This window comes from Nonomuraea sp. NPDC047529 (assembly GCF_040642995.1).
Classification (GTDB): Bacteria; Actinomycetota; Actinomycetes; order Streptosporangiales; family Streptosporangiaceae; genus Nonomuraea.
This window is the reverse complement of record NZ_JBEYTJ010000015.1, coordinates 204,056-217,277: the sequence shown is the minus strand read 5'-3', so window position 1 is coordinate 217,277 and position 13,222 is coordinate 204,056. Positions and strand designations below refer to the sequence as shown.

The following is a 13,222-nucleotide window of genomic DNA, read 5'->3' as shown; positions in this document are numbered from 1 at the left end:
CAACCCGAAACCCCCACCCTCCTCCACGCCCTGGCCACCATCCACACCCACACCACCACCCCCATCACCTGGAACACCCTCCTCACCCCCACCCCAACCCCCACCAACCTCCCCACCTACCCCTTCCAACACCAGCGCTACTGGCTCCTCCCGAAGACCACCCGCAAACCGGTCTCCACGGCGGACGACGGCTTCTGGGAGAAGGTGGCGTCGGCGGACAGCGACGACCTGGCCACCCGGCTGAACGTCGACACCGATTCTTTGAAGGCCGTCCTGCCAGCCCTGACGTCACTGCGGGACGAGGAACGCAAGAGGTCCAAGCTCGACACCTGGCGCTACAAGGTGACCTGGCGCACGACCACCGCCCCCGCCCAGGAGAAGCCGAGGGACGCGACGTGGCTGGTGGCCGTACCGAGGCAGGACCTGCCGATCGTCCGCGACGTCCTCGCCGGCCTGCCGGAGAACGGCGTCCAGGTTCGCACCCTTGTGGTCGGCGATGAGGACCGCGCGACGCTCGCGGACACCCTTCGCGCGGAACCTCCCGTGTCCGGCGTGCTGTGCCTTCTTCCGCTCGACGACGAACCGAGCGCGGCCCACCCGACCTTGTCCCGCGGCACCGCGTCCGTCCTCACGCTGGTGCAGGCGCTGGCTGACGCCGACGTGACCGCGCCGCTCTGGCTCGCCACCGCGGGTGCGGTGGCCGTCGACGAGGCCCGCGAGTCCGTGAACCCGTTCCAGACCTCCGTCTGGGGGTTGGGCGCGGTGCTCGCGGTGGACCATCCGGACACCTGGGGCGGGCTCGTCGACCTGCCGCACACGCCCGGCGCGGCGGACGTCGCGCTGCTGCACGATGCGCTGGCGGGAACGACGGGCGAGGACCAGGTCGCGATCCGGGCGGGCGTCCTGCACGCACGCCGCATGGTGCGATCCCCGTACGGCGAGGAAGAGCCGACGCAGGGCTGGAAGCCGCACGGAACGGTCGTGATCACCGGGGGAACCGGCGGGGTCGGCGCGAACGTCGCCCGGTGGCTCGCCCGGGAGGGCGCCGACCACCTGGTGCTGGTGAGCCGGCGCGGCCGCGACGCCGAGGGCGTCCCCGAGCTGGAAGCGGAGCTGACGGGCCTGGGGGCCGCGGTCACGGTCACGGCCTGCGACGTCACCGACCGCGCAGCCGTGCGCGACCTCCTCGGCTCGCTGCCCGGCGGTGCCCCGCTGACCGCGGTGATGCACGCGGCCGGCGTCGGACACGACGACGTGCTGGTGGCCGACATCACCCTGGACGACTTCGCCCGTTTCGGACGGGCCAAGGTCGGCGGAGCCGTGATCCTGGACGAGCTCCTGGGTGACCGCCCTCTGGAGGCGTTCATGATGTTCTCGTCGGGCGCGGCCGTCTGGGGGTCGAGCGGACAGGCTCCCTACGCCGCCGCCAACGCCTTCCTCGACGGGCTGGCCCTGCGTCGACGTGGCCGAGGGCTGGCCGGCTCCTCCATCGCCTGGGGCGGCTGGGGCGGCGGCGGAATGATGGAGGCCGCCGGAGAGCGGCTCGGCCGCAGCGGGTTGAGGGCGATGGCGCCCGACGCCGCCGCGATCGCGATCGGCCAGGTCGTGGGCGGTGGCGCCGCCCACCTGGTGGTGGCCGACATCGACTGGGAACGCTTCGCGCCCGTCTTCTCGCTGGCCCGGCCCCGCCCGCTGATGAGCGGCGTGCCCGAGTTCGGTCAGGCGCTCGACGGTCCGTCCACCCGCGAGGACGACGAGGAGAACAGGGGGCTGGCGGCCTCCCTGGAGGGCCTGCCCGCGGCCAAGCGGGAGCGCGTGGTGGTGTCACTGGTGCGGTCGGCGGCCGCGACGGTCCTGGGACACGTCTCGGACGACTCCGTCGAGCCGGACCGGGTCTTCAACGAGCTGGGGTTCGACTCGCTGACCGCCGTCGAGCTGCGCAACCAGCTGAACCAGGCCACCGGGCTGGAGTTGCCGGTCACGCTGGTCTTCGACCATCCCACCCCGACGGCCCTCGCCCGCTTCATCCTGAACAGGCTTCTTCCCGAGGCGCCGAGCACGTCCGGCTCCGTCCTCGTCCAGCTGGAGGAGCTGGAGCGGCTGCTGCGGGAGCAGACCATGTCCCCCGAGGACAGGTCCGAGATCGGCAAGCGGTGCCGGGCCATCCTGCTGGCGGCCGAAGAGGCGTCCGACCTGCCCGAGGAGCAGGACCTCGACGACCTCACGGACGACGAGCTCTTCGCCACGCTGGACGATCAGCTCGGCCCGTCCTGATCCGGGCACCACCTCCCAGCCACAACCCACCCAAGGAGAATCGATGGACGAGATCAGAGACGTCCTGGTGTCGGGGGAATTCGACGCCGAACAGGTCCGGCATCTCCCGATACCGGAGAGCTACCGGGGCGCGGTCGTGCTCCGCGACGACGTCAACCTCTTCGACGGGACCCCCACGGAGAACCGCGATCCCGCCAAGTCCTTGACCATCTGGGACATCCCCACGCCGGAGCCGGGCCCCGGCGAGGCGCTCGTCGCGGTGATGGCCAGCAGCATCAACTACAACACGGTCTGGAGTGCGATCTTCGAGCCGATGCCCACCTTCGGCTTCCTGAAGCGGTACGCCAAGTCGGTCCCCTCCGCCAGCGGCCACAACCAGCCCTTCCACGTGCTCGGCTCGGACATGTCCGGGGTCGTGCTGAAGACCGGTCCGGGGGTGCATCGCTGGCAGGCCGGCGACAAGGTCGTGGCGCACTGCCTGTCGGTCGAGCTCTCCTCGGCCGACGGCCATGACGACAGCATGCTCGACCCCGACCAGCGCATCTGGGGCTACGAGACCAACTACGGCGGCCTCGCGCAGCTCAGCCTGGTCAAGGCGAACCAGCTCATGCCCAAGCCCGCCCACCTGACCTGGGAGGAGGCGGCCTGCTCCGGCCTCGTCCACTCCACGGCCTACCGTCAGCTCATCTCACGCAACGGGGGGCAGATCAAGCTCGGCGACGTGGTGCTCATCTGGGGCGCCGCGGGCGGGCTCGGTTCGTACGCGACCCAGCTCGTCCTGCGCGCCGGGGCGATCCCCGTGTGCGTGGTGTCCAGTGAGACGAAGGCGGAGCTCGTCCGCGCCCAAGGGGCGGAGCTGATCATCAACCGGAGCGCGGAAGGCTACCGGTTCTGGAAGGACCCGGAGACCCCCGACACCACGGAGTGGAAGCGTTTCGGCTCGCGGATCCGCGACCTCACCGGCGGCGACGACCCTGACGTGGTCTTCGAGCATCCCGGCCGGGAGACGATGGGCGCCAGCGTGTACGTGGCGCGCCGCGGCGGCACGATCGTCACCTGTGCCTCCACCTCCGGCTACCAGCACCAGTACGACAACCGCTACCTGTGGATGGCCCTGAAGCGGATCATCGGGACCCACTTCGCGAACTACCGTGAGGCGTGGGAGGCTAACCGGCTCATCGCCAAGGGGGCGGTCCACCCCACACTGTCCGCCGTGTACGGCCTGCACGAGGTCGGGGCGGCGGCCCGTCGCGTCCACGAGAACACCCACAGCGGCAAGGTGGGGGTGCTGTGCCTGGCGCCGCGTCCCGGCCTCGGCGTCGACGATCCCGAGTTCCGCGCCCGCCACATCGACCAGATCAACCGCTTCCGCGAGGACTGACCGCGTTTCCGGAACGAAGCGTCAAGGTCTCAAAGGTCGTCAGGGGCCACCGTCGTCCCCGCGACCAGTTCCGCGGCCCTGTCCCGCAGCCCCGCCCGGTCGACCTTCCCGTTGGGGTTCAACGGCAGCTCGTCCAGATGGCGGTAGTGACGGGGAATGAGACCCGTCGGAAGCGTCCTGCGGAGCTGGGCGGCGAAGCGGGAGATCGACGTGGGTCGCCCGGTGTAGAACACGACGAGCTCGGTGGCGTTCCCGGCCGTGGTGCTCACCGTCACCGCGTTCTCGACGCCCTCGCAGCCGCGCACGGCGTGGTCGATCTCGGCCGGCTCGACCCGCCAGCCCTGCACCTGGACCTGGCTGTCGGCCCGCCCGAGGTAGACCAGCTCGCCGTTGGCGGCCCGCCGGACCCGGTCGCCGGTGTTGTACCAGACGCGGTCGTCACGCTCGACGAATCGTCCCTTGTCGTGGTCGGGGTCGAGGTAGCCGGGAGTCAGCTGTGGCCCGGTGATCCACAACTCTCCCTCGGTGTCCGCGAGCCGTCCGTCCTCGATCAGCAGGTGGTCGTGCCCGGGGTTCACGGACCCGATCGGCGACAGGCCGTTGACGCCCAGCCCGGGCGAGGCCTCCTGGGACCAGCGGTGGCCGGCGATGGTGACGGTCAGCTCGGTCGGGCCGTACAGGTTCTCCACGACGGAGGCGGGGGCGGCCCGCTGCCAGTCGGCGGCGTCGGCACACCTCAGTGCCTCTCCGGCGAAGAAGCTCCAGCGCAGGTGCGGCATGGCGGCCGCGCGAAGGCCGCCGGTCCGCCGGACCGTCCAGATCGCGCTCGGGGTGGAGAACCACACCGTGACGCCCTGCTCCGCCAGGAACGACGGCAGGTCCCGGTAGGCGGCCGGGGGCACGGCCACCGAGGTCGCGCCCGCTCCCCAGGCGCAGAACAGGTCGAACATGGCGCAGTCGAAGGTCAGGTCGAAGGTCTGCGAGAAGACGTCGTCGCAGGTGAAGTCGTACCGCCCGGCCAGGAACCGGAAGTAGTGGCCGGTGTTCCCGTGGGTGATCGGCACTCCCTTGGGAACGCCTGTGGAGCCGGAGGTGAACAGCACGTAGGCGATGTCGTCGGCGCGGACCGGCCGAGGTTCCGGCAGGGCGCGGCTCGCGCCGACCGCGAGGACCTGCACCTCCAGGCCCTCTGCCCGAAGGGTGGCGGCGACCTCTCCCCCGCGTTCGTCGACGATCAGCGTGGACACCCGGGCGGCCTCGATCATCTGCCTGGTGCGCGCGGCCGGGAAGTCCGGGCGCAGCGGCACGACGGTCACCCCCGCGGCGAGGCCGGCGAGGATGCCCGCGTAGCAGACGGTCCCCTTGCCGGCGAGCACTCCCACGGCAGTGGGCCGCGGGGAGGGCGTCCGCAGCAGCGCCCCGCCCCACGACAGGGCCAGCTCGTGCAGCCGCTCGTACGTCGCGCTGTCGTCGCCGACCCGGAACGCGGTCCGGCCCGGCGACTTCCGCAGGCCGTCCAGAAAAAGTCCGTAGAGGGCCGAGACGGATTCCCCTGCCATTCTTTCCTCCTCGCCTGGCATTCACTTATGTTTTCTGGACTTTGCCGCAGACGGCCTATATCGTCACAATAGACCTACGCTCCGAATCCGCCGACAAGAAAGGGTTCGCACATAATGTGGAACGATCAGTTCGAGACCATTCTGCGAATGCGCCTGCCCTTTCTCGCACCCGACGAGAAGGTTCAGGAGGACCTCGACCTGATGGCCTTCGGCCTGGATTCGCTCGGCATAGTCGACCTGCTGGCCGCTCTGGAAAGCGCATTCGACGTACGGTTCCAGGACGAGGCGCTGGCCCTGGACACCTTTCGCACTCCGGGCACGCTGTGGGGCGTGCTGAGCGGGCTGTCCGACCGGTCGCCCGGCCACTGACAGGCCGGGCCGGTCTAGGCGACCGGGGCCCGGGGCGGCGTCATCGCCGTCCTCGGGGTCACCGGCGTCACCTCGAAGCTCTCCCTGGTGATCGCCACCCGGCCGAACAGCGCGTCCGGACCGGCGACACACACCTTGGCGATCTCCAGCCGCCGCAGCGCGGCCACCACCTCCGGCCAGCGGAGGGGCCTGACGAAGCCGTCCAGCAGCATCGTCCGCACGCCTTCCCCGGTGGTCAGCAGGGTCCCGTCGTGGTCGTCCACCACCGGCAGCCTCGGGTCGGCGAAGCACAGCTCCCCCATGACCCGCTCCTCGGCCAGGCGTCGCAGCGGCTCGAACGCGGCCGAGTGCATCGGCGGGCGCATCGTGTACAGCGGCAGCCCGCCGGCCGCGCGCACCCGCCGCTCCAGCCACTCCACCTGCCGCTCCCTCAGGGAGAGCATGAAGAAGTCGTGGTCGACGGTGCAGGAGAGGTCGTGCCATTCGCCGCGTTCGTCGAGCTCGGCCAGCACCTCCTGGAGCCTGGGCTCCGGGGTCCTGACGAACGAGCAGGTGACGATGTCCTGATGGGCCCGGCCGAAGTACTCCTCGGTGCAGCGGGCCAGGCCCGCCGTCATGCGAACGGCGTCCTCGAAGGACAGGGCGCCGGAGTACGCCGCGGCCGCCTTCCCGCCGAAGCTCGGTCCGGCGCACACCGCCGGCGTCACGCCCAGGGTGCGCTCCGCCCAGTCGGCGAGGGCCAGGCAGTTCACCATGAACGCCACCTGGGCCGCCTCCGAGTAGTCGCCCTCCGACCGGTGGAACCGGTCCGTCAGCGGGTAGCCGACGACGTCGTCGGCCAGGGCGATCAGTCTGCGCGCGGCGGGATCGCCCCGCATGAACTCGGCGACGTCCGCGAACCGGACCGGGCCCATCCCCGGGAAGATCATCGCGGTGCCGCCCTTGGCGCTGTCGCTGAAGTCCACCAGTCCTCCGGTCAGGATCACGGATAGTCGTAGAAGCCCCGGCCGACCTTCTTGCCCAGCAGGCCGCCGTCGACCATGCGCAGCAGGAGCGGCGGGGGCGTGTAGAGCGGTTCCTTGAACTCCTCGTACAGGGCCTCGGCGATGGAGGCCACGACGTCCAGGCCGATCAGGTCGGCCAGCCTCAGCGGGCCCATCGGGTGGGAGCAGCCCAGCGTCATGCCCTTGTCGACCACTTCGGCGGGGGCGAACCCGCTTTCCACCATGCGCACGGCCGACAGCAGGTAGGGGATGAGCAGCGCGTTCACCACGAATCCGGCGCGGTCCGGCGACCGGATCACGTCCTTGCCGAGCGTCCCGGCGACGAACGACTCCACCCGCGCGAACGTCGCCTCCGCCGTCAGCAACGATCCGATCAGCTCCACCAGGGGAAGCACGGGAGCCGGGTTGAAGAAGTGCACCCCGATCACCTGGCTCGGCCGGCCGGTGGCCCGTGCGAGCCTGATGATCGGGATCGAGGAGGTGTTCGAGGCGAGGATCGCGTCCTGGTCGTCGAGGATCTTGTCCAGCGCGCCCAGCACCTCAAGCTTGATCGACTCACGTTCCGGCACGGACTCGAAGACGAGGTGCCGGTCGGCGAGTTCGCCGAGATCGGCGACGAACGACACGCGCCCCAATGCCGCGTCCCGCTCGGCCTCGGTGATCCCGCCCTTGCGCAGGCCCCGGTCGAGCCACGCGACCAGACGCCGCCGGGCGGGTGCGAGCGACGTCTCGGCGGAGACCGCGACGCGCACGTCCAGCCCCCGGCGGGCGCACACCTCGGCGATGCCCGAGCCCATGACGCCGCCTCCGACGATGCCGACCTTGCTGATCTCTCTCATCGTGTCTCCCGTGACGTCTGCCTCGACCAGCGAAAGGGAGCACGCGCCGGCTCTCGGACGACGTCGGGACACACCTCTCCCGTCACCGTGACCATCGATGGACGGCCATTACGGAAAACGGCGCTTCCCTTTCGAAAGGCTGGCTTCCTGCCTGCTCAACCGGCACGCTATATGGGCGTTTTCCACACCCCAACCCTTACGTCCCCCCTAGCGGCTTTCGCGACAAGCATCTGGATGCGGCGTCTCTCCCCTATCCCTCCCGTAAAGGCGCTTCCACAGTGCTCGGCAAAGGCTGTGCTCAGCAGGACATCCCCCTACCCGTCCCGGGTTCGCCGGGAGCGGGCTGTGGCGAGTGGGTATGATCGGCATTCTCGCGAGAGATGATTCGCCGTTTCATCGTCCCGGCTTCTTTTGCGAAAAGAGCACGGTCGTCACGAAGGAGGGACGCAGTGACCCGAGCGAATCCCTGGCTCCACCGCTTCCATCCGTCGCCGGAAGGCGACCTGCAGGTGGTCTGCTTTCCGCACGCCGGCGGCTCCTCCAGCTTCTACCACGCCTTGTCGGCCGTCCTTTCGCCCTCGGCCGAGGTGCTCGCGGTGCAGTACCCCGGCAGGCAGGAACGCCGCCACGAGGCGTTGGTCAAGGACCTGCGGACACTGGCCGGCCAGGTCGCCGACGCTCTGGATGCCGAGGCCGACGACCGGCCGCGGCTCTTCTTCGGGCACAGCATGGGGGCCCTCGTGGCGTTCCAGACCGCCGTGGCTCTGGGCGGCCGCGGCCCCGTGGCGCTGTTCGCGTCGGGGCAACGCGCCCCGAGCCGGGCCCGCTTCGAGATGACGCACCTGCTCGACGACCAGGCACTGGTCGAACACGTGAAGATGCTGGACGGCAGCGCCGCGGCGGTGCTGGACGACATGGAGCTGCGCCCCCTCGTACTCCCCGTGATCCGCTCCGACTACCGCGCGATCGAGACCTACCGGTTCGATGGAGAGGCCCCGCTGTCCTGCCCCGTCGTGGCGTTCTCCGCCGATGACGACCCCCTGACGAGCCTGGCGGAGGTGCAGGCGTGGAGCCTGCACACCAGCGCCGGCTTCGAGCTGCGCGCCTTCTCCGGGGGCCACTTCTTCATCCGCGACCACTACGCCGACGTGGCCGAGGCGATCGGCGAGTTCCGGAAGCGGTCCGCGTACCGTGAATGATCGGCAGGCGGCGGGACGCCCGTAGGAAGTGGCTTTACCCCAAGGCGATCTCGCCCTCGACGCGGGCCGGCGGTGCGCCCCGGCAGTAGTGGATGCCGTGGCCGATCAGCTGGACCGTCCTCGTCGTGCACCCGGACCATGGCGCTGATCAGGTCGTCGGCCGGATCGGCCCGCTCGGCCGCGCACAGGTCCGTCAGGTACGCCGGCGTCTCCGCCGCCGCCACCACCACCTCCCGCGGCTCCCCTGCTGTCGCCGCCCTGACGTCCTCGAACCGGGTGACCAGCCCCCGCTGTGTGCGGATGAGGTGGGCCAGACGGGTCGAGGTGTGGTTGGACAGCGGAATCGAGGCACGGTAAGACAGCAACGAGGATCTTCTCGGCCCGACCGGGAGCCTCCTGTCACCCCGCTGTCGCTCTAGGCATACCTCCCTCGTGACCAGCGTCGCCAGGGTGAGAAGGCTCGGTTGGGTTCGCGCAGGAAACGAGGGAAGAGAATTCGATGGGCGAGCTGATCGCATGGTGTTGTGAGTTTCTGGAAGAACTTCGCGAAGAAGCCGTCGAGCATGACCTGTCCGAGGAGTTCGAGTCCTGCCTCGACGGGATCCTGCGCGGAGAGGATTGCACCGACCGGCTCACCGGGCTGTTGGTCAAGATGGGGCAGGACGTCGAGCCCACCCGTGGCGGCTACGGCCTCCCTCCCGGGCTGCGGGGTGATCAAGGTGCTGTGCTGAAGGCCGTCTGCCCCAACGGTGTCTGCTCGCGGATGGTGCCGTGCGACATGGATGACCCCGGGAGGCCGGTGCTCTCGTGCGCGATCCAGAATCGGACGATGCCTGAGAAGTGGGTGCCGCGCGCATGACCAGCTTCCTGGCCGGTCTCGGCGGCAAGCTGGCCGAACGCTGGCTCGCGCGACTCGCGCTGCCCGGCTTCCTGTACGGCGTGTTCCTGGTCATCGCGTTCCGCCTGAGGCAGGAGCACGCGGTCGACTGGAACCATCTTGCGCATGCGAGCGCCGACCTGCTGGACGAGCTGGCCCGGACGCGGCCCGGCATTCTCGCCGCGGAAGCCGCCGGAGTGCTGCTGGGCGCGGCGCTTGCCGGGGTTCTGGCTCAGGGCTTGGCCAGGTTGCTGCTCAGCCTCTGGTTCAACCCCAGGTGGAAGCGGCTGGCCGCGCATTCCGCGATCGGTGCGCGCATGCGGTCGGCCGAACAGCGGGTGTCCGATTTCTACGCTCTGGATCTGACTCTCTTCTGGCCCCGCCTGTGGCTGGTCCTGTCCGCCCAGGTGCGCGGCGGGCTGCGCGACGCTGCGTCGGCGCTCGACTCGGCCGTACTGACCAGCGCTTGGGGGCTCGCCTACCTGTTGCTGGGCATCGTGTGGTGGCCGGCCGCCGTAGGCGGGGCGGTGGTGTACGCGACCGGGTGGTTCCTCGCGCGAGAGCGCACTGCCAACCTGGCGGCGCTGGTGGAGGCCGCCGTGGACATCGGGCTGAGACCGGTGGCCAGGTCGCTGGGCATCGCACCGTCGGGCGCGGCGACCCCGGCTGAGCTCGGCATCCTGCTGGCGCCCTACCTGCACAAGGTCCGTCCACCCTCACCACGCTCTCGTCCAGCCGCGCCGAGCGCACCCCCGGTCAGGAGCCGACGTGAATGAACGGCGCCCACGCAGCCGGGGTGGTCGACTCGCCCCGTAGGGTGCGCGCAGCCGCGTGGACGGCGGCGGCGACCGGGTGTCCCCCCTGCAGATTCTGGTAGAAGAGCTCGGTGAACCGCCTGGCGGACTTGTCTCCCGCCTGCCAGAGCGTGCCGACCGTGTGACGCACGCCGGCGATCTGCAGGGCGGAGGTCAGGTGCAACATCTCGTCCGGCATGTGCTCACTGCCACGCGCTGTGTGACACGCGGACAGCACCGCGAGGTCCAGGCTGTCCAGCCGCTGCCGCATCAGGTCCGAAACGGTGAGTCTCTCGTTCTGCAGGACGAGATGGCTGTTCGATGGATGGTGCGCGTCGGTCTCCCCATGGCAGGCGAAGTGCACGCGCCGGCTGCGGCCGAGTGCCGCGAGCACGCTGCCGGCGTCGGCGTCGTCGTGCTCCAGCAGCACCGACTCGGGGAAGGCCCGAACCAGCGCTTCGACTTCGTGGGCTGCTTCGTCGAGCGGCCGGCCCGGCAGCAGCGTGGAGCGCGGCACCGAGACGATGAGAGAGGGGCCGGTGGCCGGAGGTTCCCGTCGGGCGGGGAGCAGCCGCAGTGTCGGAACGTAGGAGGAGACGACTCGGTCCAGCACGCAGTTGCCATCGCGCTCGGCCGCGTGCAGCGGCAGGAAGACGAGCGGCCCGGTCGGCGACCAATGCACCCGCGGCGGATCGTCGGTGGCGGAGGTGACGCCCAAAGCCGTGAGTACCGGCTCGGACACCACCTCCCACAACCAGGCGAGCGTTTCCCGCAGGGCGCCTGTGAGCTGTTTGCGCTCGCGCGGCCCTGGGCGGTCGGACAGCCTGGTGACCGCTGCCGTGAACCCCGCCGCGTGCTCGCCGGCCTCTTCCAGGGTCAGATCAGGCAGGGGAACCACGGTGACATCGCGTGAGCCGGTGACGATGAGAGCGTCGCATCGATGGCGGCTGACATTGATCACCACCAGCGGGTCGGACCCGAGACGCGTGCGCACGTCGGCAAGCCGAGGGGGCAGAAGATAGCGCTCCAGCCCTGGCAGAGATCGGATCGTCCGCGTCAGCCTGAGCATCTCGTCGGCCAGCGTGTGGCGGCGGTCGGTCGCGGCTCCATGACGGGCCTCCCCCGTTTCCGCGAGCTGCTCGCGCAACTCTGCCATCCGGACGGCCTCGGCCGGGGCGTATGGCCGGATGAGGTCGAGGTCGTGGTTCTGGCGTCCGGCGAGAGCCTGGTCGATGAGTGTGGCCCGGCCCTGTTCGAGCAGTTCCAGGGCCCGTTGCGGGGAGCCCGTGGTCAAGGCGCAGGCACAGGCGTCACGGGCCAGATCGGTGGTGAGCCCGGCCAGGCCGCGCTCACGGTCCCTGAGGCTCAGCGCGGGCGAGGCCACGTGCGGCAGCAACTCGATGACCTGTGCGCTCAGATCGGTCGCGAGCGACCAGTCTTCCGCGGCGGCGGCCAGAGCGACGCTCATGCTGCCCGTCAGCACGCTGTTGACCGTCTCCCCTCCCAACCGCATGGCTGCGGCCAGCCCGGCCCTCGCCTGCTCATGCCGGCCGGCCGTGGCGGGGTAGTGCTGAACCCACAGCCCGGTCAGCGTGCCCACGAGCCCTTCCAGATGTCCGAGGTGCTGGCGGGAGGTGGGGTTGGCCGCGGCCGAGTCGCGGGCGTCCGTCGCGACGCGGACCGCCTCGGCGAGGACGGCCGGGCTTCGCCCGCGCTTCCACAGCGTCCACAGGCCCATGGCGAAGTTCGACGAGAAGGACGCGTAGTCGGCGGATGCGTGGGGTGTGCGTTCGACCGAGCGGCGCAGTAAGGAGAGCGCCGTGGCCAGCTCGCCTTCGTCGTCCAGGACCAGGGCCCGCAGGTGCAGACTGGAGCCGAGCTCGTTCAGCAGGCCCACGGCCAGCGCGTGGCCGGCCGGCAGGAGGTCGAGCGCTTCGCGCAGGAGCTCGATCGATCTGGCCAGCAGCTCCGCGTCTTTGGTGTGCCAGCCCTTGACCGCGTACGGCTGAGCGGCACGCATCAGCAGAAACCATCGCTCGCCGGCGTGCTGGAAGGCGGGATCCAGCGCCTGCCCGGCCAGTGCCAGCGCCTCGTCCAGCGCTCCGGTGTCCTGGCTCTTGCGGAAGCGGGCCAGAAGTTCGGTGATGGTGCTGAGCAGAGCGCGACCTCGGGTGCCCGGATCAGTGTCGCCGTCCTCGGCGGAGGCGCGATGCCTGCTGCCGATCCTGTCCGGGCCGCCCACGAGGTCGTGCACGGTGGCGCGGCTGTGCCGGATCCTGGCATGCAGGGGGTGCTCGGGCCCGGCGAGTGCGTGGGCCTCGTCCACAGCTGCCACTGCTCGGCTCAGGTCAGTCTCGGCGCCGTTCCTGAGATATCGCAACCGCCAGGCGTTCGCCTGCACCGCCAGCAGTGCCGGGCGTTCGGCGGAGTCCGCCGGGAGCCGGGAGAGGCAGTCCTGGAGGAGCTCGACGGCGCAGTCCGCCAGAGCCAGTGTGGCGCCGCCGGTCACGAGCCGGTTGCACGCCTCGGACACCGAAAGGCAGTCCGCGGGCACCGGGCGGCACGCTCCCAGGGCGGACACCTGTGCCGCCAGCTCCGTTTCCGTGCTGCGATCGGGCTCTCGCAGCAGGCAGAGCAGCACGCCCGCGGCGGACGCCGTCAGCAGGGGGCTGTCGAACTGCTGAGCCTGGGTCAGGAGCCGGGTCGCCGTCTCGCTCCAGTCCGCCTGACGCTCGATCTCCTGCCACACCAGCGCCACGGCCGCCGACTGCTCGGCTGTCGCGGTGAGCAGCTCGCGCAGGCGCTCCGCCACCTCGTCATGTTCCATGCGGGCGAGCTTCCCTCCGAAGTGCCGTTGCCGCTGTTCCCGGGGGTCATTCGTGGGAGCATGGCCATTCAGGTCAAGACATGGCAGATCACCAACTCT

The 13,222-nt window shown here is 70.4% G+C and carries 11 protein-coding genes; 7 read left to right on the top strand and 4 right to left on the bottom strand.

Going from position 1 to position 13,222, the window contains the following annotated elements; all coding sequences use genetic code 11:
- A partial coding sequence (locus ABZ815_RS24695) for an SDR family NAD(P)-dependent oxidoreductase (RefSeq protein WP_357701645.1) occupies positions 1 to 2,274 on the top strand: 2,274 nt, incomplete at its 5' end.
- Positions 2,275 to 2,317: 43 nt separating this feature from the next.
- Positions 2,318 to 3,655 (top strand): crotonyl-CoA carboxylase/reductase, encoded by a 1,338-nt coding sequence (ccrA, locus tag ABZ815_RS24690; RefSeq protein WP_357701643.1) that lies wholly within the window; start codon positions 2,318 to 2,320, stop codon positions 3,653 to 3,655.
- A gap of 29 nt (positions 3,656 to 3,684) precedes the next feature.
- Here ccrA and ABZ815_RS24685 read toward each other — a convergent pair whose 3' ends face one another.
- Entirely contained in the window at positions 3,685 to 5,214 is a 1,530-nt protein-coding gene (locus ABZ815_RS24685) for an AMP-binding protein (protein WP_357701641.1), read from the bottom strand.
- 114 nt (positions 5,215 to 5,328) lie between these two features.
- Here ABZ815_RS24685 and ABZ815_RS24680 point away from each other — a divergent pair, with 114 nt between their 5' ends.
- Positions 5,329 to 5,583: a phosphopantetheine-binding protein gene (locus tag ABZ815_RS24680; protein ID WP_357701639.1), complete on the top strand. Its 255-nt coding sequence runs from the start codon at positions 5,329 to 5,331 to the stop codon at positions 5,581 to 5,583.
- A gap of 14 nt (positions 5,584 to 5,597) precedes the next feature.
- Here ABZ815_RS24680 and ABZ815_RS24675 read toward each other — a convergent pair whose 3' ends face one another.
- Positions 5,598 to 6,548: an acyltransferase domain-containing protein gene (locus ABZ815_RS24675; protein WP_357701637.1), complete on the bottom strand. Its 951-nt coding sequence runs from the start codon at positions 6,546 to 6,548 to the stop codon at positions 5,598 to 5,600.
- A 17-nt stretch (positions 6,549 to 6,565) separates the two neighbouring features.
- Positions 6,566 to 7,426, bottom strand: coding sequence for a 3-hydroxybutyryl-CoA dehydrogenase (locus ABZ815_RS24670; protein ID WP_357701635.1), 861 nt, complete (start codon positions 7,424 to 7,426; stop codon positions 6,566 to 6,568).
- Between the two features lie 449 nt (positions 7,427 to 7,875).
- Between ABZ815_RS24670 and ABZ815_RS24665 the strand changes: the two genes are divergently transcribed.
- The 4 genes from ABZ815_RS24665 to ABZ815_RS24650 all read left to right on the top strand — a co-directional run bounded on the left by ABZ815_RS24665 (position 7,876) and on the right by ABZ815_RS24650 (position 10,278).
- Positions 7,876 to 8,625: an alpha/beta fold hydrolase gene (locus ABZ815_RS24665; protein ID WP_357701634.1), complete on the top strand. Its 750-nt coding sequence runs from the start codon at positions 7,876 to 7,878 to the stop codon at positions 8,623 to 8,625.
- Positions 8,626 to 8,763: 138 nt separating this feature from the next.
- On the top strand, positions 8,764 to 8,982 hold the full coding sequence (locus tag ABZ815_RS24660) for a hypothetical protein (RefSeq protein WP_357701665.1): 219 nt from the start codon (positions 8,764 to 8,766) through the stop codon (positions 8,980 to 8,982).
- Positions 8,983 to 9,124: 142 nt separating this feature from the next.
- Positions 9,125 to 9,484, top strand: coding sequence for a hypothetical protein (locus ABZ815_RS24655; protein WP_357701632.1), 360 nt, complete (start codon positions 9,125 to 9,127; stop codon positions 9,482 to 9,484).
- Positions 9,481 to 10,278: a hypothetical protein gene (locus ABZ815_RS24650; protein ID WP_357701630.1), complete on the top strand. Its 798-nt coding sequence runs from the start codon at positions 9,481 to 9,483 to the stop codon at positions 10,276 to 10,278. Before ABZ815_RS24655 ends, ABZ815_RS24650 begins: the two co-directional genes overlap by 4 nt.
- Here the strand turns inward: ABZ815_RS24650 and ABZ815_RS24645 are convergent.
- Positions 10,259 to 13,123 (bottom strand): CHAT domain-containing protein, encoded by a 2,865-nt coding sequence (locus tag ABZ815_RS24645; protein ID WP_357701628.1) that lies wholly within the window; start codon positions 13,121 to 13,123, stop codon positions 10,259 to 10,261. The two genes, ABZ815_RS24650 and ABZ815_RS24645, sit on opposite strands and share 20 nt — an antisense overlap.
- Positions 13,124 to 13,222 lie beyond the last annotated feature (99 nt).

What these genes read in the sequence shown, in the direction of transcription:
- ccrA (WP_357701643.1), top strand. Translation starts at nt 2,318, where the DNA reads ATGGACGAGATCAGAGACGTCCTGGTGTCGGGGGAATTCGACGCCGAA.
- ABZ815_RS24685 (WP_357701641.1), bottom strand. Translation starts at nt 5,214, where the DNA reads ATGGCAGGGGAATCCGTCTCGGCCCTCTACGGACTTTTTCTGGACGGC.
- ABZ815_RS24680 (WP_357701639.1), top strand. Translation starts at nt 5,329, where the DNA reads ATGTGGAACGATCAGTTCGAGACCATTCTGCGAATGCGCCTGCCCTTT.
- ABZ815_RS24670 (WP_357701635.1), bottom strand. Translation starts at nt 7,426, where the DNA reads ATGAGAGAGATCAGCAAGGTCGGCATCGTCGGAGGCGGCGTCATGGGC.
- ABZ815_RS24660 (WP_357701665.1), top strand. Translation starts at nt 8,764, where the DNA reads ATGGCGCTGATCAGGTCGTCGGCCGGATCGGCCCGCTCGGCCGCGCAC.
- ABZ815_RS24655 (WP_357701632.1), top strand. Translation starts at nt 9,125, where the DNA reads ATGGGCGAGCTGATCGCATGGTGTTGTGAGTTTCTGGAAGAACTTCGC.
- ABZ815_RS24650 (WP_357701630.1), top strand. Translation starts at nt 9,481, where the DNA reads ATGACCAGCTTCCTGGCCGGTCTCGGCGGCAAGCTGGCCGAACGCTGG.
- ABZ815_RS24645 (WP_357701628.1), bottom strand. Translation starts at nt 13,123, where the DNA reads ATGGAACATGACGAGGTGGCGGAGCGCCTGCGCGAGCTGCTCACCGCG.